Annotated in this window: 21 protein-coding genes; 9 read left to right on the plus strand and 12 right to left on the minus strand. The window is 69.1% G+C overall.

Going from position 1 to position 20,313, the window contains the following annotated elements; all coding sequences use genetic code 11:
• Nucleotides 1-83: 83 nt before the first annotated feature.
• The 9 genes from iolD to LTV02_RS15410 are packed head-to-tail and all read right to left on the minus strand — an operon-like array spanning nt 84 to nt 8,614.
• Nucleotides 84-1,964: a 3D-(3,5/4)-trihydroxycyclohexane-1,2-dione acylhydrolase (decyclizing) gene (iolD, locus tag LTV02_RS15370; protein ID WP_233040639.1), complete on the minus strand. Its 1,881-nt coding sequence runs from the start codon at nt 1,962-1,964 to the stop codon at nt 84-86.
• A complete protein-coding gene (gene iolB, locus LTV02_RS15375) occupies nt 1,961-2,851 on the minus strand; it encodes a 5-deoxy-glucuronate isomerase (RefSeq protein ID WP_233040640.1) in 891 nt (296 codons plus the stop codon). The genes iolD and iolB overlap by 4 nt, the downstream gene beginning before the upstream one ends.
• Nucleotides 2,848-3,015 (minus strand): hypothetical protein, encoded by a 168-nt coding sequence (locus LTV02_RS15380; RefSeq protein ID WP_233040641.1) that lies wholly within the window; start codon nt 3,013-3,015, stop codon nt 2,848-2,850. Before LTV02_RS15380 ends, iolB begins: the two co-directional genes overlap by 4 nt.
• Nucleotides 3,015-3,905 carry a Cgl0159 family (beta/alpha)8-fold protein gene (locus tag LTV02_RS15385; RefSeq protein WP_233040642.1) on the minus strand — a complete coding sequence of 297 codons (891 nt, stop codon included), beginning with the start codon at nt 3,903-3,905 and terminating at the stop codon, nt 3,015-3,017. Before LTV02_RS15385 ends, LTV02_RS15380 begins: the two co-directional genes overlap by 1 nt.
• On the minus strand, nt 3,896-4,834 hold the full coding sequence (gene iolC, locus LTV02_RS15390) for a 5-dehydro-2-deoxygluconokinase (RefSeq protein WP_233040643.1): 939 nt from the start codon (nt 4,832-4,834) through the stop codon (nt 3,896-3,898). The genes LTV02_RS15385 and iolC overlap by 10 nt, the downstream gene beginning before the upstream one ends.
• Entirely contained in the window at nt 4,831-5,610 is a 780-nt protein-coding gene (locus LTV02_RS15395) for an ATP-binding cassette domain-containing protein (RefSeq protein ID WP_233040644.1), read from the minus strand. Before LTV02_RS15395 ends, iolC begins: the two co-directional genes overlap by 4 nt.
• On the minus strand, nt 5,607-6,656 hold the full coding sequence (locus LTV02_RS15400; RefSeq protein ID WP_233040645.1) for an ABC transporter permease: 1,050 nt from the start codon (nt 6,654-6,656) through the stop codon (nt 5,607-5,609). Before LTV02_RS15400 ends, LTV02_RS15395 begins: the two co-directional genes overlap by 4 nt.
• A 16-nt stretch (nt 6,657-6,672) precedes the next feature.
• Nucleotides 6,673-7,671, minus strand: coding sequence for a sugar ABC transporter substrate-binding protein (locus LTV02_RS15405; protein WP_233040646.1), 999 nt, complete (start codon nt 7,669-7,671; stop codon nt 6,673-6,675).
• Nucleotides 7,672-7,690: 19 nt separating this feature from the next.
• Nucleotides 7,691-8,614: a TIM barrel protein gene (locus tag LTV02_RS15410; protein WP_067723433.1), complete on the minus strand. Its 924-nt coding sequence runs from the start codon at nt 8,612-8,614 to the stop codon at nt 7,691-7,693.
• A 259-nt stretch (nt 8,615-8,873) separates the two neighbouring features.
• On the opposite strand from LTV02_RS15410, the gene LTV02_RS15415 reads away from it, so the two are divergent.
• A complete protein-coding gene (locus tag LTV02_RS15415) occupies nt 8,874-9,878 on the plus strand; it encodes a LacI family DNA-binding transcriptional regulator (RefSeq protein WP_233040647.1) in 1,005 nt (334 codons plus the stop codon).
• 46 nt (nt 9,879-9,924) lie between these two features.
• Nucleotides 9,925-10,932 (plus strand): Gfo/Idh/MocA family protein, encoded by a 1,008-nt coding sequence (locus LTV02_RS15420; RefSeq protein ID WP_233040648.1) that lies wholly within the window; start codon nt 9,925-9,927, stop codon nt 10,930-10,932.
• Here LTV02_RS15420 and LTV02_RS15425 read toward each other — a convergent pair.
• On the minus strand, nt 10,929-11,546 hold the full coding sequence (locus LTV02_RS15425; protein ID WP_233040649.1) for a LysE/ArgO family amino acid transporter: 618 nt from the start codon (nt 11,544-11,546) through the stop codon (nt 10,929-10,931). The two genes, LTV02_RS15420 and LTV02_RS15425, sit on opposite strands and share 4 nt — an antisense overlap.
• 71 nt (nt 11,547-11,617) lie before the next feature.
• Between LTV02_RS15425 and LTV02_RS15430 the strand changes: the two genes are divergently transcribed.
• The 4 genes from LTV02_RS15430 (at nt 11,618) to LTV02_RS15445 (ending at nt 15,163) form a co-directional block, all read left to right on the plus strand.
• Entirely contained in the window at nt 11,618-12,496 is an 879-nt protein-coding gene (locus LTV02_RS15430) for a LysR family transcriptional regulator ArgP (protein ID WP_067723408.1), read from the plus strand.
• 95 nt (nt 12,497-12,591) lie between these two features.
• Nucleotides 12,592-13,677 (plus strand): S-(hydroxymethyl)mycothiol dehydrogenase, encoded by a 1,086-nt coding sequence (locus LTV02_RS15435; RefSeq protein WP_067723406.1) that lies wholly within the window; start codon nt 12,592-12,594, stop codon nt 13,675-13,677.
• A complete protein-coding gene (locus tag LTV02_RS15440; protein WP_332909580.1) occupies nt 13,677-14,303 on the plus strand; it encodes an MBL fold metallo-hydrolase in 627 nt (208 codons plus the stop codon). The genes LTV02_RS15435 and LTV02_RS15440 overlap by 1 nt, the downstream gene beginning before the upstream one ends.
• 251 nt (nt 14,304-14,554) lie before the next feature.
• A complete protein-coding gene (locus tag LTV02_RS15445; protein ID WP_233040650.1) occupies nt 14,555-15,163 on the plus strand; it encodes an LppU/SCO3897 family protein in 609 nt (202 codons plus the stop codon).
• A gap of 3 nt (nt 15,164-15,166) precedes the next feature.
• Here the strand turns inward: LTV02_RS15445 and LTV02_RS15450 are convergent, their stop codons facing one another.
• Nucleotides 15,167-16,255, minus strand: coding sequence for a glutamate--cysteine ligase (locus LTV02_RS15450; protein ID WP_233041586.1), 1,089 nt, complete (start codon nt 16,253-16,255; stop codon nt 15,167-15,169).
• 114 nt (nt 16,256-16,369) lie between these two features.
• Between LTV02_RS15450 and LTV02_RS15455 the strand changes: the two genes are divergently transcribed.
• From LTV02_RS15455 to LTV02_RS15465, 3 genes are all read left to right on the plus strand, one after another.
• Nucleotides 16,370-16,705: a TfoX/Sxy family protein gene (locus LTV02_RS15455; RefSeq protein WP_067723401.1), complete on the plus strand. Its 336-nt coding sequence runs from the start codon at nt 16,370-16,372 to the stop codon at nt 16,703-16,705.
• Nucleotides 16,706-16,878: 173 nt separating this feature from the next.
• A complete protein-coding gene (locus tag LTV02_RS15460) occupies nt 16,879-17,679 on the plus strand; it encodes an ACT domain-containing protein (RefSeq protein WP_157762838.1) in 801 nt (266 codons plus the stop codon).
• Nucleotides 17,680-17,823: 144 nt separating this feature from the next.
• The gene (locus tag LTV02_RS15465) at nt 17,824-19,269 is read left to right on the plus strand and encodes an ABC1 kinase family protein (protein ID WP_233040651.1); all 1,446 of its coding nucleotides are present in this window, start codon (nt 17,824-17,826) and stop codon (nt 19,267-19,269) included.
• Here LTV02_RS15465 and LTV02_RS15470 read toward each other — a convergent pair whose 3' ends face one another.
• Nucleotides 19,270-20,127 (minus strand): alpha/beta fold hydrolase, encoded by an 858-nt coding sequence (locus LTV02_RS15470; protein WP_233040652.1) that lies wholly within the window; start codon nt 20,125-20,127, stop codon nt 19,270-19,272. It lies immediately after the preceding gene.
• Nucleotides 20,128-20,313: the final 186 nt, after the last annotated feature.

The following is a 20,313-nucleotide window of genomic DNA, read 5'->3' on the forward strand; positions in this document are numbered from 1 at the left end:
CGAGTCTGCCACAAATTCCCGGCGCGGGTGCGCCATCGGCCGCGATGCCCGGTTTGCCCGGCAGCCACTGGGCGCGGCGGAGATCAGCCGCGCCCGATGTACCGCACTTGTCCCGGTTTCGCGGCGTCGTAGGCGGCACGGCCCGAGAGGTGTTGCGGCACACCTACTTCCCACCAGGCCCCGGCCTCGGTCCAGTCGGCCGGGCGGGTGCGGACCACGACCACCGCCGGGCGCTGTTCGGCCAGTGCGGCGGTGCGTGCCCGGGAGTAGCCGTCGCGGAATTCCATCGGATCGCTGGCGGTGAACACGGCGCAGCCGAGCGCGCGGGCGTGGGCGGCGAAATCGACCCGCGGCGGTTCCGCGTGCCGAGTCCGGCAGTCGGCGAGGAAGTTGTTGTACGGCTCGCCGCCCTGACCTTCCTGCAACCGCGCGATGACCGCGAAACCGTCGTTGTCGCAGACCACCGCGACCATGGGATGCCCGGCGAAGGCGGCGGAGAACAGTTCCGAGTTCAGCATGAGATACGAGCCGTCGCCGAGCAACGTGGTGACCAGCCCGTCCGCGTCGGTCTCGCGCTTCAGCAGCGCGGCGCCCCAGGCTCCGGCGAGTTCGTATCCCATGCACGAGAACCCGTATTCGACATCCATGGTGGGCGCACCGCCGGCGGCTCGCCACCCGCCGATGACCTCGCCCGGCAAGCCGCCCGACGCCGTCATCACATAGTCGGCGGGACCGCTGAGTTCGTTCACCACGCCCACGATCTGCGCGTAACTCGGCGTGCCCGCACCGGCAGCGCGCAGCTTGTCGATATGCGCATCCCACTCGGCGCGCTCGGCAACAGCGCGAGCAGACCAGGCCGGTTCGGCGCGCCAGCCCTGATCGGCGGGCCGTGCGGTCGTGGCGACCAGCGGCGCAAGCTCTTCCAGCGCGGCGGCGGCATCGGCTACGACCGCGAGGCCGCCGTGCTTCACGGCATCGAATCGGGCGGCGTTGATGTGGACCAGCCGGACGTCCGGGGCGAAAACCGTCCACGAGGCGGTGGTGAAATCCTGCAGCCGGGTGCCGACGGCGAGCACCAGATCCGCTTCGGCGGCAAGGGCATTCGCGGAGGCCGCGCCGGTGACGCCGAGTGGACCGGCGTAGAGCGGGTGGTCGTGGGGGACGAGGGTGCGGCCCGCGGTGGTCTCCGTCACCGGAATGCCGTGCCGTTCAGCGAATTCCAGCGCCTGGTCGGCGGCTCCCGAGTAGCGCACGCCGCCACCGAGGACGAGCAGCGGGCGTCGCGATGAACGGAGCGCTTCGGCGGCGGCGCGCAGGTCACGGAGGTCGGGGCGGGGGCGCGGGATGCGGTGTGCGACGGGCTCGAACAGCGAGTCCGGGTAGTCGTAGGTCTCGGCCTGCACGTCCTGCGGCAGTGCGAGGGTGACCGGCCCGGTGTCGGCGGGGTCGGTGAGCACGCGGGCTACCTGGGGCAGGGTGGCGAGGAGTTGTTCGGGCCGGGTGATGCGATCGAAGAAGCGGCTCACCGGACGGAAGGCATCGTTGACGGTGATGGTCGGGTCACCGTAGTGCTCGACCTGTTGCAGGACCGGATCGGGCGCGCGGCTGACGAAGGTATCGCCCGGCAGCAGGAGCAGCGGCAGCCGATTGGCGTGCGCCACACCGGCGGCGGTCACCATGTTCAGTGCGCCGGGGCCGATCGACGAGGTGGCGACACCCACTTGGCGGCGGTGCGCCGCCTTGGCCAGCCCGACGGCCGCGAGGGCCATTCCTTCTTCGGTCTGCCCGCGCCAGAGCGGGATCTCCTCGCGCCGTTCCTGCAAGGCGGTCCCGAGTCCCAGCACGTTCCCATGCCCGAAGATCCCGAATACCGCTGGAAACAAGGGCACTTCGACCCCGTCGAGGTTTTCCGACCATTGCGCGATCAGCCACGCCACCAGGGCTTGCGCGGTGGTGAGTTTCATCCGACTCGTCCTTCACTGGAGGTGATCGGGCAGCGCGGGTCCAGCCGCGCACCGGCCCAGCTGTCCCGCACCCAGGCGTGCGCCGGGTCGTCGCAGAAGGCCATGGAACGCTCGGTGGCCGGCCCGGCCAGCACATTCAGGTAATACATGGGATAGCCCGGCGCGGCTATGCACGGCCCGTGGTACCCATGCGGGATCAGGAACACGTCCCCGTCCCGCACCGCCACGTTCTCGTCCAGCGCGCCGTCGGCCGTATAGGTGCGATGCATCCCGAATCCCCTGTCCGACGGCATGATCGACCCCGTCTCCCCGATCCGGAAGTAATAGATCTCCTCGTTCACGACCTCGCAGTCGCTCACGGCGTCATGCTTGTGCGGCGGATACGAGGACCAGTTCCCGTCCGGCGTCAGCAGCTCGCACGCGTTCAACTTGTCCGCGTGGTCCCACACCCCGGGCACCCCGAAGTTGGTGACCTGCCGCGTCGCCGATCCCGCGCCCCGCACTTCGACCGGAACCCGCTCCGCCGGACCGTATTTCGGTTCCAGCCGCCGGGCGCAGCGCGCCATGGGCAGCGCCACCTCGAGCGGCCCGTCCGCCACCAGTTCGACCTCGGCGTCCCGCGGCACGTACGCGAAATCCGTCACCCGATCGAACACCGAACGCCGACCGGCGATTTCGAACTCCAGCCCGTCCACTCGCACCGAACAACCGCCCGACAGCGGCAAGACGAACGCCTCGAACTCACCCGTCAGCACCCGCCGGGATTCTCCCGCGCCCAGTTTCAGCACCCGCAGCCCGCTGTAACTCCACCCAGCGTCCGCGGGCAGCAGCCGGACCGGATCGACACCGTGGCGCAATGTTCCGTGCGCGTGATGCAGTTTGCTCATCCCTGTCCCCGGCTCCCGCGGCTCGCCACCGGCCGGATCAGCGCCGTCCCGCCCTGTTCACCGGCGGGACCGAGCCGCATGTACCGGCGCAGCCGCCCGCCGGATCGATGCCGCCGGAAATTGCGCTGCGCGAGGCAATGCCGGACCGTGTCCGCCGCGCTCATCACGCCGCCGCCAGTACTCGGGCGGCGGCGTCGACCGCGCCCGCTACGTCGCCGTCCGGCGGGTAGAGCAGGCTGCGGCCGACGACGAGGCCGCGGGCCACTTCGTGGCGGAGCGCAGCACCCCAGGATTGCAGGTCGGCTTCAGGGTCGCCCGACGGAGCGCCGCCGAGTACCACTACCGGCAGAGTGGTGGCGTCGAGGACCGAGATGTCTTCGGGGGCCGGGATTTTCAGCCAGGTGTAGGCGGAGGTGCAGCCGAGGCCGGAGGCGACGGTGACGGCGCGTTGCAGGGAGGCGGCGTCTTTGTGCATGACCAGGGAGCCGTCGGGTTCGCGGGCGTAGGGCAGGGGTTCGACCATGGCCATCAGGCCGTGTTCGGCGAGTTCGGAGACGGCGCGGGCGCAGGCTTCCAAGGTCGGGATGGTGCCGGGGTCGGAATCGACCAGGCGGAGCAGCATTTTGCCGCCGTCCAGGCGGTATTTCACCAGGGATTCGGCGTCGTAGCCGGTGAAGCGGTCGTCGATTTCCCAGTCGGCGCCGGCCAGGCCGCCGCGGTTCATGGAGCCGATGACGATCTTCTCGTGGACCGCGTCCAGCAGGAGCAGCTCCTCCACGATGTCGGGGGAACCGAGTACACCGTCCACGGCCGGATTGGCCAGGGCAATGAGGAGGCGTTCCAGCAGGGTGCGGCGATCGGCCATGGCGGTGCGATCCGCTCCCACGCCCAGCGCTCCGCGGGCGGGATGGTCGGCGGCCACCAGGAACAGGGTTCCGGTGTCGGACAACAAGTTCGGCCGCCGGCGGCGGTCGGCGTAGGCACGCTGGATCGCCTCGGGTTCGGTGGCGCGCAGGCGCAGCAGCTCCTGCCAGCGGGCGTCGGTCAGGTGCACAGCATCTCCTCGATCTCGGCATCGGTCGGCATGGCGTCGGCGCAGGCCAGGCGGGAAGCCACCAGCGCGCCCGCCGCATTGGCGTAGGAGGCGATGCGGTGCGGGTTCCAGCCGGCCAGCAGGCCGTGGGCGAGGGCGCCGCCGAAGCCGTCGCCGGCGCCGAGGCCGCACACCACCTCCACGGGGCAGGGTGGCACGGTCCAGCGTTCGGTCTCGGTGGCGATGAGCACGCCTTCCGCGCCGCGTTTGATCACCGCCAGCCGGACGCCGCGCTCCAGCAGCCGGTCGGCTGCCGCGTCCGGGTCGGCGGTGCCGACCGCCACTTCCGCTTCGGCGCGGTTGCCCACCACCACGTTCACGTGATCGAGCATCCAGCCGATCTCGGCGCGCGCGGTCTCGACGTCCGGCCAGAACATGGGCCGGTAGTCGAGGTCCAGGACGGTGTGCCCGCGGCGGGCGCGCCGTTCCAGGATCGCCCGCTGGGTGGTGCGGCCCGGTTCGGCGCTCACGCCGGTGCCGGTCACCCACAGCAGCGGGACGGAATCGACTACATCCCAGGGGATTTCGTCGGGAGAGAGGGTGAGGTCCGGCGCGATGGGCAGGCGATAGAACAGCAGCGGCGGATCCGCGGGCGGGTTCAGTTCGCAGAACACCACCGGCGTCAGCAGGTCCGGCGCGGTGCCGACGTACCGCGCCGATACGCCGAAGTCCTCCAGGGCCTTCCGCACGAACGGCCCGAAGCCGTCCGCGCCGACCTTGGTGAGCACCGCGGAGCGGCGGCCCAGCCGGGCCGCCGCCACCGCCACATTGGTGGCCGTGCCGCCGAGGAACTTGGCGAAGGTGGTGACCTCCGCCAGCGGAACCCCGCTCTGCTCCGGGTACAGGTCCACCCCGACCCGGCCGATGGTCAGCACGTCGAGGTCGGTCACGACACCACCCGCTCCAATTCGTGCTGCAGCGCTTCGAGTTCGGCGCCGCCGGCCATCTGCCGGGTGAGCTCGGACAGGTCGATCTCGGACTTCTCGTAGCTGCCCAGCTGGGTGCCGCGTTTGAGCAGCAGGAACCGGTCGCCGACGGGGTAGGCGTGGTGCGGGTTGTGGGTGATGAGCACGACGCCCAGCCCGCGATCACGCGCCTGCACCACGTACCGCAGCACCACACCGGCCTGCTTCACGCCCAGTGCGGCGGTGGGTTCGTCGAGGATCAGCACCTTCGCCCCGTAGTGCACGGCGCGGGCGATGGCGATGCACTGCCGCTGCCCGCCGGACAGCGTGCCCACCGGCTGTTCCAGGTCGGGGATGTCGATTCCCATGTCCACCAGCGCTTTTCGCGTGATGTCCTTGGCCTCGGTGCGGTCGAGCAACTTCAGCGGACCGTAGCTCTTGACCGGTTCGGAGCCGAGCACGAAATTGCGCCACACGCTCATCAGCGGCACCACCGCCAGATCCTGGTACACGGTCGCGATGCCGCGATCCAGCGCCGCGCGCGGAGAAGCCAATCGGGTGGTCTCGCCCTCGATCCGCAGTTCCCCGCTGTCGTGCTGATGCACCCCGGCCAGGATCTTGATCAAGGTCGATTTGCCCGCGCCGTTGTCGCCGAGCACGCAGGTGACCTCACCCGCGTTCACCACCGTGGAGACGTCCCGCAGCGCGACCACGCCGCCGTAACTCTTTCCGATGCCGATGGTTTCGATGAGTGGGGTCATCGCCGTACCCTTTCCGCCCGCTTCTTGAACGCGTTGTTGACCAGCACCGCCGACAGCAGCAGCACGCCCAGGAACAACATGAACCAGTCGTCGTTCCACCCGGCGAGCACGATGCCCTGCCGCGCCATGCCGAAGATGAGCGCGCCCAGCGCCGCCCCGATCACCGAACCGAAACCGCCGGTGAGCAGACAGCCGCCGACCACGGCCGCGATGATGTACTGGAACTCCAGCCCGATGCCCTGATTGGCCTGAACACTGGTGAAGCGCAACAGGTTACAGGCCCCGACCACCCAGCCCGCGAAGGCCGTGGTCATGAACAGCAGGATCTTGGTGCGCGCCGCCGGGACGCCCACGGCCCGCGCGCTGGGCAGCGAGCCGCCCACCGCGAACACCCAGTTGCCGAAGCGGGTGCGCAGCAGGATGAGCGCCCCGACCGCGGCGAACACGATCCACCACACCACCGACGCCTGGATGCGGGCATCGCCGATATCGGTGGTGGAGGCGAACACCCAGCCCGCCGACTCGTAACCGTCCGCGCGGCGAATGCCGGTCACCTGGACATTGTCGGTGACCGCGCGGGTGACACCGAGATTCAAGCCCTGCAAGGCCAGGAAGGTGCCCAGGGTGACGATGAAGCTCGGCAGCCCCGTGCGCATCACCACCCAGCCGTTGAGGAAGCCGACCGCGAGCGCGAACACCAGCGAAACCGCCAGCGCCAGCCACACATTCCAGCCCGCGTGCACCGCGAGCAGCGCGGTGACCAGCGCCGTGGAGGCGGTCATCACACCGGCCGAGAGATCGAACTCGCCGCCGATCATGAGCAGCGCCACCGCGACCGCCATGATGCCGAGCGTGGAGGCGTCGTCCAGCCAGTTCGAAATGCCCTGCGGGCTCAGGAACTTGCTGGTGACGACGGAGAAGAACACGAACACGACGATCGCGCCGAGCAGCGCCCCGATCTCCGGTCGCTGGATCAGCCGGTTCACCAGCGGCGGATTCTCGGTCTGCGATACCGCGGTATCGGTTGTGGTTGTGGCAGTAGTCATTTCGCTCACTCCCGGCTCACCGCGTGCCCTGGGCGACCAGCGCCGCCACGGCATCGACATTGGACTTGTCCACGAACGCGGGGCCCGTCTGCACCGGGCGGCCGCCGCCGACGGTGTCGAGATTGGACTTGTACAGCTTCAGCAGCACGATGGGCAGATACCCCTGCTCGTACTGCTGCTGATCCACCGCGAACAGCAGCGTCCCGGCCTGGATGGCGGTCACCACATCGCTGTTCAGATCGAAGGTGGCCACGGTGGCCTTGGACTTGGATTCCTTGACCGCGTCCACCGCGCGGGCGGCGATCTGCGAGTTCAGGGTGAGCACCGCGTCGATGGCCGGATCCGCTTCCAGCGCGCCGCGAATCCGCGATTGCGCGTCGGTCGGATTGTTGATGTCGACCTGGAGGGTGACCGCGCCGCCGAAGCCCTGGGTGGCGCCGGCGCAGCGCTCGGCAGCACCCACATTGCCCGCTTCGTGGATCACGCAGAGCAGCTTGCGTTTTCCGGCGTCCTTCAACCGCTTCCCGGCCGATTCACCGGCCAGCCGCTCGCTCTGCCCGACATGCCCGATGGCCCCGTAGCCGGCGCTCTCGGCCTCACCGGAATTGATGGTGACCACCGGAATGCCCGCCGCCACCGCCTTTTCCACCGAGGTGCGCAGCGCGTCCGGATTGGCCATGGAGACCACCAGGCCGTCCACGCCCTTGGCCACCGCATTGTCGATGAGCTTGGCCTGCTGCCCGGGATCGCCGGCCGAGTTGTAGTCGACGCGCACGCCCAGCTGGTCACCGGCGGCTTCCGCGCCGTTCTTGACCACGTTCCAGAAGGAGTCGCCGGGCGAGCCGTGGGTGACCACCGCGACCGATTTCAGTTCGCCGACCGCCACCGGGGCCTGGGCGGTGTCCCCGGCGGTGTCGCCGCCGGGTCCGCTACAGGCCGCCAGGACCGCCGCCGCGGCCAGCCACGGGGTCAATCGCCGCCACCGCCGTAGCCGGGAGGGAGTTGATATGGACATCATCGTCTTCACCTCCCTACTAAATCCGCGCCGAGGCCAGTGCGGAGCCGATTTCGGTCAGGTGTCGCAGACTTTGTCGCGCATCCCGCGTCGAGTGTTCGGCGGTATCACCCGGGGCGAGGGCGGTGTCCTGTTCGATGACGTACCAGCCGTCATAGCCCGCGCCGTGCACCGCGCGCACCAGCGCCTCGATATCCACATCGCCCGCACCGAGCGGGGTGTAGAGGCCGTGCCGGACCGCGTCGCTGTATTCCCTGCGCCCGGAACGCACTTCGTCCGCCATGGCGAGCCGGACGTCCTTGAGATGGATGTGCCCGATGCGATCGGCGTACCGCTGAGCCAGCCGGACCGGGTCGGTGCCGCCGATGGCCAGATGCCCGGTGTCGAGGCACAGGTCCAGTTCCGAGTCGGCGAGGAAGCGTTCCACCTCGGCCTCGGTCTCCACGTGGGTGCCGACGTGCGGGTGCACCGTGACCCGCAGCCCGTGTTCGGCGGCGATATCGGCGACGGTGGCGGCGGTGTCCAGGAGGGTCCGCCATTCGTAATCACTGAGCGCGGAACGCGAGTCGTAGCCGTCCTGCCCGGTGGCGGCGGCCAGGATCAGCATCTCGGCGCCGGTGGCGGCGAACAGCGCGGCGGTCTCGCGGGCGGCGGTGAGCGCCCTGCCCGGTTCCTTGTGCAGGGCGAGGGCGAGGAAGCCGCCGAGCGCGGTCAGCCCGTATTCGCCGAGCGTCGTGCGTAGCGCGAGGGGGTCTGCCGGTAGATAGCCGGGCGGGCCGAATTCGGTGGCGGTCAGTCCGAGCGCCGCCATTTCGGCGAGGACCGTGGCGGGTTCGAGAACGTGCCCCCAGCCGGGCACTTCGCAGACTCCCCAGGAGATCGGCGCGGCCGCGATACGCAGCGGCGCGGGGGAGATTCGCGGTGGATGGAGCGGTTCGGTCATCGGCATATCCAGACCTGTCGGTAAGCCATCGAAGGGAGGCTCGCTATTGGAGCGCTCCAACAATGTAACCTGGATCACTCAGGTGTCAAGGGTCCGACATCAGCCGAAATCCGCTCTGCCACCTGAAGAAACGCACGATTCCTGGGCAAACGACCATTCACCGGGCCGCCCGAATTTTCCCGTTAGAGCGCTCTATTGCCGAGAACGGGGCCAGCGGGTAGCGTGCGTCACACACCGATCCGCGAGCACGGAGGCAGTTTTGACGCGACCGACCATGGAAGATGTCGCCGCCCGCGCCGGCGTCTCCCGCGCACTGGTCTCGCTCGTCATGCGCAACTCCCCCAAGGTGAGTGAGCACCGCCGCCGCGCGGTGCTCACCGCCGCCGCGGAACTCGGTTACCAGCCGCATGCCATGGCCCGTTCGCTGGCCAGCCGGACCTCCAATATCGTCGGGGTGATGGTGTCGGATCTGCGCAACGCGTTCTTCGCCGACGTCATCGAAGGCATGGACGAGGCCGCGCAGGAAGCCGGGCTGGAGCTCATCCTGAACACCGGGCGGCGCAGCGCTTCCCGGGAACAGACGGCCCTGGACGGGCTGCTCGCCTTCCGGCCCGGCGGGGTCATCCTGCTGTCGCCGGTGCTGCCCGCGAGCGCCATTCGCGATGCGGCCGGGCGCACCCCGGTGGTGCTGGTGTCGCGCACCTCCACCATCGCCGGGGTGGACACCGTCAACGACGACGGCGAGCTGGGCGCCGCGCTGGCGGTGGATCATCTTGCGGCACTGGGGCATCGGCGCATCGTGCACCTCGACGGCGGCGCCGCGTTCGCCGCCGCGCCGCGCCGCAAGGGCTACACCGCCGCGATGGAACGGCACGGGCTGGAGCCCATGGTGGTGGCCAGCGAGCACACCGACGACGCGGGCGCGCGGGCGGTGCGCAAACTGCTGAACCTCTTCTCGCCCGAGAATTTCCCCACCGCGCTGGTCTGCGGCAACGACTTCAATGCGGTCGGCGCCATGTCGGCGCTCGAGGAAGCCGGGCTGCGCGTCCCCGGCGACGTGTCGGTGGTCGGCTACGACAATTCCTCGCTCGCCGCGCTGCGGCACGTCTCGCTCACCACCATCGATCAGCCGCGCGCCGGTATCGGGCGGCTGGCGGTGGAAGCGCTCACCGAACGCCTGCACGAGCAGCGCACCGAACCGGTGCGCAAACGCCTGGAACCGTCGCTGGTCGTCCGCGCCACGACGGCCGCGCCCCGAACCTGACCGGGCCGCAACCCCTTTCACCGCAACTCACCTCCGAGGAGCAGCTATGACTTCCCTCCGTGTGGGCCTGGCCGGCACCGGCCGCATCGGCACCTCGCACGCCGAGACCCTGAAAACCCTGCCCGGCGTGGAGTCGGTGATCGTCACCGATGCCGACGCCGCCCGCGCCCGCACCGCCGCCGACAAACTCGACGTGGAGTACGCGGCGGATCTGGAGGCGCTGTTCGCCGCCGGGATCGGCGCGCTCGTCGTCACCACCGCCACCGACTCGCATCCCGAGCTGATCACCGCGGCGGTCGAGCGCGGGGTGCCGGTGTTCTGCGAGAAGCCGATCGCCGCCGATATCGCGGGCACCCTGGAAGTGGTGCGCCGGGTCGCGGATTCGACGACGCCGGTGCAGATCGGGTTCCAGCGCCGCTTCGACGCCGGGTACCGGGCGGCTCGCAGCGCGGTGGCCTCCGGCGAACTGGGCTGGGTGCACACGCTGCGCGCCACCACCCTCGATCCGGCGCCGCCGCCCGCGGAGTACATTCCGCGCTCGGGCGGCATCTTCCGCGATTGCGGGGTACACGATTTCGACATCATCCGGTGGGTGACCGGGCGCGAGGTGACCGAGGTGTACGCCACCGGCGGCAATCGCGGGGAGAAGTTCTTCGCCGACGCCGGCGATGTGGACACCGCGGCGGTGGTGCTGCGGCTGGACGACGGTGCGCTGGCGACGGTTTCACTGAGCCGGTACAACGGGGCGGGGTACGACGTGCGCCTGGAAGTGCTCGGGTCACAGGGCAATGCCATTGTGGGACTTGATGATCGGGCCCCACTGCATTCGGTGGAGCCCGATTATCCGCCGTCCCCGCTGCCCGCCTATCCGGGATTCATGGACCGGTTCCGGGGCGCGTACACCGAGGAGCTGGCCACCTTCGTGGGCGTGGCCACCGGTCAGCTGATCAATCCGTGCCCGCCCGCGGATGCCCTCGAGGCGTTCTATATCGCCGAGGCGTGCGAACTCTCGCGCCGCGAGGGCCGTCCGGTGCCGGTGTCGGCGGTGCGCTAGCTGACCAGCAGGCCGATCGCCAGGCCCGTCATGACGAGGGCGATGCCGGAATCCAGGACCCGCCAGGCCATCGGCTTGGCGAAGACCGGGGCCAGCAGCCGGGCGCCGAAACCCAATCCGGTGAACCAGATGACGCTGCCCAGCATGGCGCCCGCCGCCAGGAACCAGCGATCCGGTGTCGCGTAGGTGCTGGCGAAGGAACCCAGCAGCACCATGGTGTCGAGATAGGCGTGCGGGTTGAGCCAGGTGACGGCCAGGCAGGTGGCGATGGCCGCGCCCAGTGCGATCGGCGCGCCGCCGCCCGCGGTCAGCGCCGACGCCGAGAACGCCCGCTTGGCGGCGAGGAAGGCGTAGCCGAGCAGGAAGGCCACGCCCGCGTACTTGGCCGCGGTCAGCAGTGCGGGCGCGGTCTCGGTGACGAAACCGAAGCCCGCCACACCGAGGGTCATGAGCACCACATCCGACAGCGCGCACACCGCCACCACCGGCAGGACGTGCTCGCCGCGGATGCCCTGGCGCAGGATGAAGGCGTTCTGCGCGCCGATCGCCACGATGAGGGAGAGTCCGAAGCCGAGTCCTGAGATGGCCGCCAGGGCCGCCGATGATGCGTTCACCATTCGAAAGTAGGGCGGGCGTCCAGGACCAGTCCAGCTAAAGATTTTTACGTACCATTAGCATCTCTTATATGGATCTGCAGCTGGACCAGCTTCGCGCACTGGACGCGGTGATCAGCGAGGGCACCTTCGAGGCGGCCGCGCGGCGGCTCAGCGTCACCGCTTCGGCTATCAGCCAGCGCATCAAAGCCCTGGAGGACTCGGCGGGGCGGATCCTGGTGCAGCGGACCAAACCGGTGCAGCCCACCGAATCGGGGCTGGCGGTGCTGCGGCTGGCCCGGCAGATCGAACTGCTCACCGGTGACACCGCGCTGGAACTGGGCGATGAGCAGCAACCCGCGCACCGGCCGGTGCGGATACCGATCGCGGTGAACGCCGACTCGTTGCAGACCTGGGTGATGCCGGCGCTCGGACTGGCCGCGGCGGGGGTGAACTACGAGGTCTATCGCGAGGACGAGGAGCACACCACGCGCTATCTGCGTGACGGCACCGTCATGGCGGCCATCACCTCGACCGCCGCGCCCGTACAGGGTTGCACCGTGCGGAGATTGGGAGCCATGCGCTATCGGGCCATGGCGGTGCCGGAGTTCGTGCGCGCCTGGTTCCCGGACGGGCCGACCGCCAAAGCCTTCGACGCGGCGCCGGTGATCCTGTTCGACCGCAAGGACGATCTGCAATTCCGGCTGGTGCGGCACTACACCCGCAAGCCCGTGGATCCGCCGCGGCACTACATTCCGTCCTCAGCCGGATTCGTGGAGGCCATCCGGCTGGGACTGGGCTGGGGCATGGTGCCGGATCTGCAACGGCGGCCGGGCGACAAGCTGATTCCCTTGGACGACAAGATGTTCATCGATGTGCCGCTGTACTGGCAGCAGTGGAAACTCGACTCGCCGGCGCTCGGGCGGCTGGCCGCCACCATCGCCGATGCGGCGGCGGAGGCGCTGCTCTGAGCCGGAATCCGGTTGGGAGGGATCGCCGATCCCTCGCTACTTGCCGGGCCGGGATGCCATAGTCGAAAAGGGTTGTGCCGAACAGGAAGGAACCAATGTCCCAGATCGTGCGGGGCGTCATTGCGCGCTCGAAGAATGCTCCGGTCGAAGTCACCGAGATCGTGATCCCCGATCCCGGTCCCGGCGAGGCCGTGGTGAAGGTGCAGGCGTGCGGGGTGTGCCACACCGATCTGCACTACCGCGAGGGCGGCATCAACGACGAATTCCCGTTCCTGCTGGGGCACGAGGCCGCGGGCATCGTGGAAGCGGTCGGCGAGGGCGTCACCGATGTGGAGCCGGGCGATTTCGTCATTCTGAACTGGCGGGCCGTGTGCGGTTCCTGTCGCGCCTGCCGCAAGGGCAAGCCGTGGTACTGCTTCTCGACCTTCAATGCGGCCCAGCCCATGACGCTGACCGACGGCACCCCGCTCACCCCCGCGCTGGGTATCGGCGCGTTCGCCGAGAAGACCCTGGTGCACGCCGGGCAGTGCACCAAGGTGGATCCGAGCGTGTCCCCCGCCGCTGCGGGCCTGCTGGGCTGCGGCGTGATGGCCGGGCTGGGCGCGGCCATCAATACCGGTGCGGTGAGCCGCGGTGACAGCGTGGCCGTGATCGGTTGCGGCGGGGTCGGGAACGCGGCCGTCGCCGGGGCGCGGCTGGCCGGGGCAACCACCATCATCGCGGTCGATATCGACGAGCGGAAGCTGGAGTGGGCCACCGGATTCGGCGCCACCCACACCGTGAACGCCGCCAAAGAGGATGCGGTGGAACGGATTCAGGAGCTCACCGATTCCTTCGGCGCGGACGTGGTCATCGACGCGGTGGGGCGGCCGGAGACCTGGAAGCAGGCGTTCTACGCCCGCGATCTGGCGGGCACCGTGGTGCTGGTCGGCGTGCCCACCCCCGATATGAAGCTGGAGATGCCGCTCATCGACTTCTTCTCCCGCGGCGGCTCGCTCAAGTCCTCCTGGTACGGCGACTGCCTGCCCTCCCGGGACTTCCCGTACCTGATCGAGCTGTACAAGCAGGGCCGCTTCGACCTGGACGCCTTTGTCACCGAGACGATTTCGCTCGACGACATCGAGGCCGCGTTCACCAAGATGCATCACGGCGAGGTACTGCGCTCGGTGGTGACCCTGTAGTGGCGCACATCGATCACGCGGTCACCTCCGGCACGTTCAGCCTGGACGGCGAGACCTTCGACGTCGACAACAATGTCTGGCTGGTAGGCGACGACGCCGAATGCGTCATCATCGACGCCCCCCACAATGTGCAAGCCATCCTCGACCTGGTCGACGGCCGCACCGTGAAGGCCATCCTGGCCACCCACGCCCACGACGACCACATCCGCGTCGCCCCCGAATTGGCCGCCGCCACAGGCGCTCCCATCCTCCTGCACCCCGACGACCTGGTGCTGTGGCAACTCACCCACCCGGACATCGCCCCCGACGGCGAGCTGTCCGACAAACAGCTCATCGAAGTAGGCGGCACCACCCTGCACGTCCTGCACACCCCCGGCCACGCCCCCGGCGCCTGCTGCTTCCACTCCCCCGACCTGGGCGCCGTCTTCACCGGCGACACCCTCTTCCACGGCGGCCCCGGCGCCACCGGCCGCTCCTACTCCGACTACCCCACCATCGTCACCTCCATCGCCGACCGCCTGCTGTCCCTGCCCCCGGAAACCCTGGTCCACACCGGCCACGGCGAATCCACCACCATCGGCGCGGAAGCCGAACACCTGGAGGAATGGCGCGCCCGCGCCAACTGATCACCCGAATTCCATAGCGCGGCCCCGGTCGCGGTCCCCGTGACCGCCCGGGGCCGTACTCGTCCCCGAGCCGTGTTTGAATACTGCGGTTCTACAGTTCGCACCGGGGGGATGGCCCAGCTTTGTCCACAACAGAATCGATGTCCGGCTCCGTGCCCGTTTCGGAGCCGAATGGCGTGTATTGCCAATATTGCGGGGGCACGCCGGCGCTCGATGTCACCTTTCGGGCACATCGCGGATTGGTGCTGGTCATGCAGTTCCGGAAGTTGCCGGGGCCCTATTGCAAGACTTGCGGATTGGCCTCGTTCCGGCAGATGACCGCGGAGAGTTTGGTCGAGGGGTGGTGGGGGCCGATCTCGTTCGTGCTCTGCAATCCGGTCACCATTCTGGTCAATCTGGTGAATCGGGCGTGGTTGAACGGGCTCGGGGAGCCGATTCCGGGGCAGCCGAGGTTGCCGTTGAATCCGGGTAAGCCGTTGACTCGGCGGTGGCAGGTTGCCGGGTTCTTGATTCCGTTACTGCTCGTCGTGGCGTTCGCGGTGGCGGCGGGTAGTGATTCATCGGGCAAGTCGTCCGCGTTCGCGGGGTTCTCCTCCGGCTCCGCCGCGCGGGATGCGAAGGTCGGGGACTGCGTGCGGGACAAGCACAAGGGGCAGGGCGGCGATCCCGAACTGGTAATCGTGCCGTGCTCGGACACTCGCGCGGAGGCGACGGTGGTGGGTGTGGTGACCGAGGCCGGACTGGCCGATATTCAGTGCGGGAGAAAGTATCCGGAGTCGGATCAGGTGTACAGCGAGTCGACGAAGGGCAGTGGGAAGTACGGGGTTTCGGAGTTCGCGCTGTGCTTGAAGAAGAAGTAGGGGTCAGCGGCAGGCGTGGAGGGTGGCTTCGGCGAGTTCGGTTACTACGTCGGTGATTTCGCCGCGGAGGCGGAAGGCGGTGAGTTGGCGGCGGGCGCCGTTGCCGCGCGCCAGGAGTGAGCGGACGGTGGAGGTTACGAAGTCCAGGTCGCCCAGATCGTCCAGGGCGGTGTGGAGGCGGCCGATGAGGTCGTCGAGGAGTTCTTCGACGGGGAGGGTGCGGCCGTCGAGGGGGTTGATGGCTGGGCCGTCTATGCCTTCGTGGGCTGCTTTCCAGTAGGCGGCGTGGAGCGTTTCTTCGGAGACTATGGGGACCCGGGTGGCGTGGCGGGCGGTCATGACGGCGGCACGCACCAAGGTGGCGAGCAGGGCGCTTTCCTCGGCGGTGGCGGGGACGTCGCTGACGCGGACTTCTACGGTGGGGAACGTAATCGACGGGCGCACATCCCAATAGACCATTTTGCGGTCCAGGATTACGCCTAAGGAGAGCATGGATTCGACCCGGGTGTCGTAGTCGTCCAGGGAGTCGAAGTGCGGGGGTGGGCCGGCGCTGGGCCAGCGGCGCCAAAGGATGTTTCGCCAACTGGCGTAACCGGTTTCGCCGCCGCGGTAGATGGCGGAGTTGGCGGTGAGGGCCAGCAGGAGGGGGAGCCAGGGGCGGAGGAAATTGCTGACCTGAAGGGCCACTTCGCGATTCGGGACGGCGACGTGGACGTGGGCGCCGCACAGGCCCTGGTCGTAGGCCAGGCGGCCGAAGTTCTCGGCGATGCGGTGATAGCGGGGGGTGCTGGTGATGGACAGGTCGTCGGGGCCGCTCGGGGGGACGGCGGCGGCCAGCAGGAGGGCGTCGTTCTTCTCGGCGCAGGCGGCGGCTCCACGCCGCAGTTCGCGCAGTTCACGCAAGAGATCCCCGGTGCTGGTGTGGACCCTGGTGCTGGTCTCCACCTGGCAGCGGGTGATCTCCAATTGCAGTTCGATGCCGAGATCGGCGGCGGTGCGGGCGACGTCGGCGTTCCGGCCGACGGGCGCACCGGTGCGCGGATCCACGAGGAGAAACTCCTCTTCGACACCTACCGTCGGCGGTGCTTCCACCTCACCTGTGTACCTCATCCCGCACCGCCTGACACCTGCCGGAACGGTCTCTTTTGCCCGGATATCCCGGCCCGCCCGCCGGAAATTGTCGGTGGCCGGGGTCACAATGCGGAGATGGCATATGACGAGCAGCTGGCCGAGCGGATCCGCGATGCCCTGGGACCCGCGCGCGGCCTGACGGTGGAGAAGAAAATGTTCGGCGGGCTGGCCTTCCTGATCGGCGGCAATATGGCGGTGGCCGCGAGCGGGCAGGGCGGGCTGCTGGTGCGCACCGATCCGGACACCTCGGTCGAGCTGGCGCGACGCGACGCGGTGGAACTCATGGTCATGCGCGGGCGCGAGATGAAGGGCTGGCTGCGCGTCACCGCCGCCGCGGTCGACGATGACGACGCCCTCGACGAGTGGGTGGGCCGCGGCGTCGCCTACGCCCGCTCGCTACCACCGAAATAGGCGCGACCACCGCCACCGGACGGCGTGGCGCGTACGCAAACGGTGTGTTACCCGGCACACTCGGCGAATTGCTGTGCGGCACACCACCTATCCGGCCGGTAGCACCGCGATTTGTCACTCCTTCTTTACAGCCGGGCACAGCGGTGAAATCTCGTTCACCGAATCTGGTGAACATGAGGCAAACCGAAGTGCATGCGCTGGCCTGCGAAGTGTGCGGTCGCCTGCCCCATCCGCGACGTACCCGCTTGGCGCTGGCCAAACTGGCCGCTGTCTTCCCCGTCGAACTCGCCCTGCACGCCCTCGTCATCCACTACGAACTGCCCTACCTGCTGACCGTCACGCTGCTCGCGGTCACCACCACCATCCTGGTCATCTGGGTGGTCGAACCCGGAGCCATGCGCTATTTCGCGCGCTGGCTGCACGGCCCGGAACTGCGCCATCGCCGCAATCTGGACAGCGCCGAACGACTCTGGCGAATCCGGGTGCGGGTGGACAACAAGCCCGGCCGGCTGGAGGCGCTGGCCAAACACCTGGCCGACCGCCGCGCCAATATTCTCGCCGTGCACGTCCACCATCTCGAGGACGGCGTCCTGGACGAACTCGTGGTCTCCACCCCGGCCGATCTCACCCCGCAGCGCCTGGCCAACGCGGTCACCCGCTCGGGCGGCGCACCGGTCGGCATCTGGCCCGCATCGGCGCTCACCCTGGTCGACGGCCAGACCAAGGCGCTGGGCCTGGCCGCCCGCGTCGCACTGGATCCGGGCGAGCTGCCGCTGGTCATCGCCGAACTGCTGGGCGCGCAATATGTTTCGGCCGCGGAGCCGTCGCCCGCACCCGGCACGGTCCTCGAGATCGCGGTCGCCGAGCTCGAACCCATGACCTTCATCCGCTCCGGCGAACCGTTCACCCCCGCCGAGATCGCCCGCGCGCACCGCCTGACCGACCTCGCGAAACTGTCTGCCCGCCAGGCATGATCATCCGGGCGGAACGCCGAGATCCCCGCCCGATCCCACCATCCGGGAAAACGTACCGCCGGTACGCGATTTGGTACCGCACAGTCTCATAACCTGGCAGACTGGTCCCCGCGCAGTGGCCGAGCGCGCTCGAGGGGATGATCGATGAGTTTTCGACGGACCGGCACCGCACGGGGGACGCGGGACGCGGGCGGTAATCCGCCCGCCCGCAAGGTCGTTCGCTCCGCCAAACTCGCCGCCCTGCCGGTCGCCTTCGCGGGCCGCCGGATGGCCGGCGCGAGCAAGAAGGCGCTGGGCCGTCCCGCCCGCGAAGTGGATCACGATATCCGGCTGCGCACCGCCGAGCACATGTTCGAGGTACTCGGCGAACTCAAGGGCTGCGCCGCCAAACTCGGCCAATTGCTCGCCGTCTACGAGCTGGCGCTGCCACCGGATCTCGCCGAACCCTATCGGAATGCCTTGAGCCGCTTGCAGGATGCCGCGCCGCCCATGCTGCCCGCTACCGTGCACGCCGTGCTCGCCGCCTCGCTCGGACCGGACTGGCGAACGAACTTCCGCGAGTTCGACGACCGGCGCGCGGCCTCGGCCACCATCGGGCAGGTGCATCGCGCGGTCTGGCAGGACGGCCGCCGGGTCGCGGTGAAGATCATGTACCCGGGCGCGCGGGATGCCGTGCTCAGCGATCTGGATCAGCTGCGCGGCCTGTCCTGGCTGGCCCCGGTCTTCCTGCCGAACACCGATGTGCCCGCGGCGCTCGCGGCCCTGTCCGATTGTGTGCGAGCCGAACTGGACTACGCGGCCGAGGCGGCGAACCAGCGCGCCTTCGCCGCCGCCTATGCTGACGATCCCGATTTCCACGTGCCGGCGGTCATCGCCCAGCGCGGCGATGTGATCGTCGGCGAATGGCTCGACGGCGTCCCCCTGACCCGCCTGGTCACCGCCGGCGCGCAGACCGAACGCGATCGGGTCGGCATGCTGGCCATCCGTTTCGTGCTGTCCTCGGCCGATCGCTGCGGACTGCTCTACGGCGACCCCCATCCGGGCAATTTCCGGGTGCTGCCCGACGGCCGCCTGGGCGTGGTGGACTTCGGCGCCTGTTCGCCCTGGCCCCCACCGCAATTCCAGCCGATGGTGCACGATCTCTTCGACGCCCTGGTCAACGGCACCCCCGCCGATCTCGATGCGGCCGCCCGCACCCACGGCCTGGCCAGCGGCCCGCTCGATGCCCGTGCCCTGGCCACCGAGCTGATGCCCTTCACGGAGCTGCTGCGCCACCCCACTTTTCGCCTGGACACCGGCTGGCTGCGCGAGCGGGTGCTGGCCGCCGCGAATCCCAGCCTCACCAATGTCTACCGCCAGCTCGGCGCGCCCGCCTACATCACCCCGTTCCAGCGCGCCCTGCTGGGCCTGGTCGGGCTGGCCTGCCAGCTGGGCACCACCGGCCCCATCCGGGACGAAATCCTGCGCTGGTCACCGGAACTCACCACCGTCATGACCCGCTATGCCGAACGCGCCGACCGCCCGGCCGATCTGACCCTGCACCGGTTGCGCCGCGGCGGCGACCGTACTCGCGGCGCCGCGGCGGGCTAGCTATCCGGCCAGGAATCCGGTGAGAGCGGTACGCACCGTCTCCGGATCCTCGAGCTGCGGCCAGTGCCCGACCGCGGGCGCGTCGTCGAGCACCCGGATCTCCGCCCCGGGCAGGCGTTCCCGGAACCGTTCGATCTGCCCGCCGCTGATCGGATCGGCCGGACCCCAGAGGAACAGCGTCGGCCCGGCATAGGTCTCCAGCGCCCGCTGCCACCGGTTGGCATTGGCGTGCCGTTCGTCGTGATAGCGATTGAGCTGCCATTGAATCCGGGTGCCGCCGTCGCGCGCGGTCGCCAGCCACATCTCGTGCAGCACGTCCTCGGCCAGCGGCCGCCCGGCCGTCCGCTTGACGGAGGCCCGGTAGCTGGTCTCGGACATCAACGGCCCCAGCAGCTTCCCCACCGGCGAGATCATCAGTTTCTGAATCGCCATGGGCCGGTACAGATCTATGTACAACCCGCCGTTCAGCCATGCCATCCGCGTGATCCGCCCCGGATCCCGGGCCAGCAACTCCTGTGCGACGCTGACCCCGTAATCGTGTGCCACCAGCGCGGTTTCACCGATTCCGAGGTGCTTCCACAGCTCCTCGACAAGATCGGCCTGCTCGACCATCCGATAGTCGTGCGCCCGCGGCTTGGCACTGGCCCCGAATCCCAGGAAATCCAAAGTAGTCACCCGGCAGCCCGATTCGGCCAGCGCCGGCACGATCCCGCTCCAATCGTGCGAGGAGGTCGGATACCCGTGCAGCAGCGTCACCGCCCGGCCGTCCGCCGGCCCGTCCTGCCGGTAGAACACCCGATGCCCGCCCACCTCCAGCCACGACCCCGCGGCGATCCATTCCTCCAGCGACGGTTGCATGGGTTTCCCTTCCAGGCTCGGCCCTTCCCAGACTCTAACCCCGTGTCAGTACCCGTTGCAGGACTCCCGCGACCGATGCAACCAGCGCGCCGATTTGACGCTTGATCACTGTCCCAGACAGATCTACTCTGGTGGGACACGAGTAGCCCGCAGCGAAAGGCCGAGGCACGTGGGCACAGTAATGAA

This window comes from Nocardia yamanashiensis, from assembly GCF_021183565.1.
In the GTDB taxonomy this organism is placed as follows: Bacteria; Actinomycetota; Actinomycetes; order Mycobacteriales; family Mycobacteriaceae; genus Nocardia; species Nocardia yamanashiensis.

What these genes read in the sequence shown, in the direction of transcription:
- iolD (WP_233040639.1), bottom strand. Translation starts at nt 1,964, where the DNA reads ATGAAACTCACCACCGCGCAAGCCCTGGTGGCGTGGCTGATCGCGCAA.
- iolB (WP_233040640.1), bottom strand. Translation starts at nt 2,851, where the DNA reads ATGAGCAAACTGCATCACGCGCACGGAACATTGCGCCACGGTGTCGAT.
- LTV02_RS15380 (WP_233040641.1), bottom strand. Translation starts at nt 3,015, where the DNA reads ATGAGCGCGGCGGACACGGTCCGGCATTGCCTCGCGCAGCGCAATTTC.
- LTV02_RS15395 (WP_233040644.1), bottom strand. Translation starts at nt 5,610, where the DNA reads ATGACCCCACTCATCGAAACCATCGGCATCGGAAAGAGTTACGGCGGC.
- LTV02_RS15400 (WP_233040645.1), bottom strand. Translation starts at nt 6,656, where the DNA reads ATGACTACTGCCACAACCACAACCGATACCGCGGTATCGCAGACCGAG.
- LTV02_RS15405 (WP_233040646.1), bottom strand. Translation starts at nt 7,671, where the DNA reads ATGTCCATATCAACTCCCTCCCGGCTACGGCGGTGGCGGCGATTGACC.
- LTV02_RS15410 (WP_067723433.1), bottom strand. Translation starts at nt 8,614, where the DNA reads ATGACCGAACCGCTCCATCCACCGCGAATCTCCCCCGCGCCGCTGCGT.
- LTV02_RS15420 (WP_233040648.1), top strand. Translation starts at nt 9,925, where the DNA reads ATGACTTCCCTCCGTGTGGGCCTGGCCGGCACCGGCCGCATCGGCACC.
- LTV02_RS15430 (WP_067723408.1), top strand. Translation starts at nt 11,618, where the DNA reads ATGGATCTGCAGCTGGACCAGCTTCGCGCACTGGACGCGGTGATCAGC.
- LTV02_RS15435 (WP_067723406.1), top strand. Translation starts at nt 12,592, where the DNA reads ATGTCCCAGATCGTGCGGGGCGTCATTGCGCGCTCGAAGAATGCTCCG.
- LTV02_RS15445 (WP_233040650.1), top strand. Translation starts at nt 14,555, where the DNA reads ATGCAGTTCCGGAAGTTGCCGGGGCCCTATTGCAAGACTTGCGGATTG.
- LTV02_RS15455 (WP_067723401.1), top strand. Translation starts at nt 16,370, where the DNA reads ATGGCATATGACGAGCAGCTGGCCGAGCGGATCCGCGATGCCCTGGGA.
- LTV02_RS15460 (WP_157762838.1), top strand. Translation starts at nt 16,879, where the DNA reads ATGAGGCAAACCGAAGTGCATGCGCTGGCCTGCGAAGTGTGCGGTCGC.
- LTV02_RS15465 (WP_233040651.1), top strand. Translation starts at nt 17,824, where the DNA reads ATGAGTTTTCGACGGACCGGCACCGCACGGGGGACGCGGGACGCGGGC.
- LTV02_RS15470 (WP_233040652.1), bottom strand. Translation starts at nt 20,127, where the DNA reads ATGCAACCGTCGCTGGAGGAATGGATCGCCGCGGGGTCGTGGCTGGAG.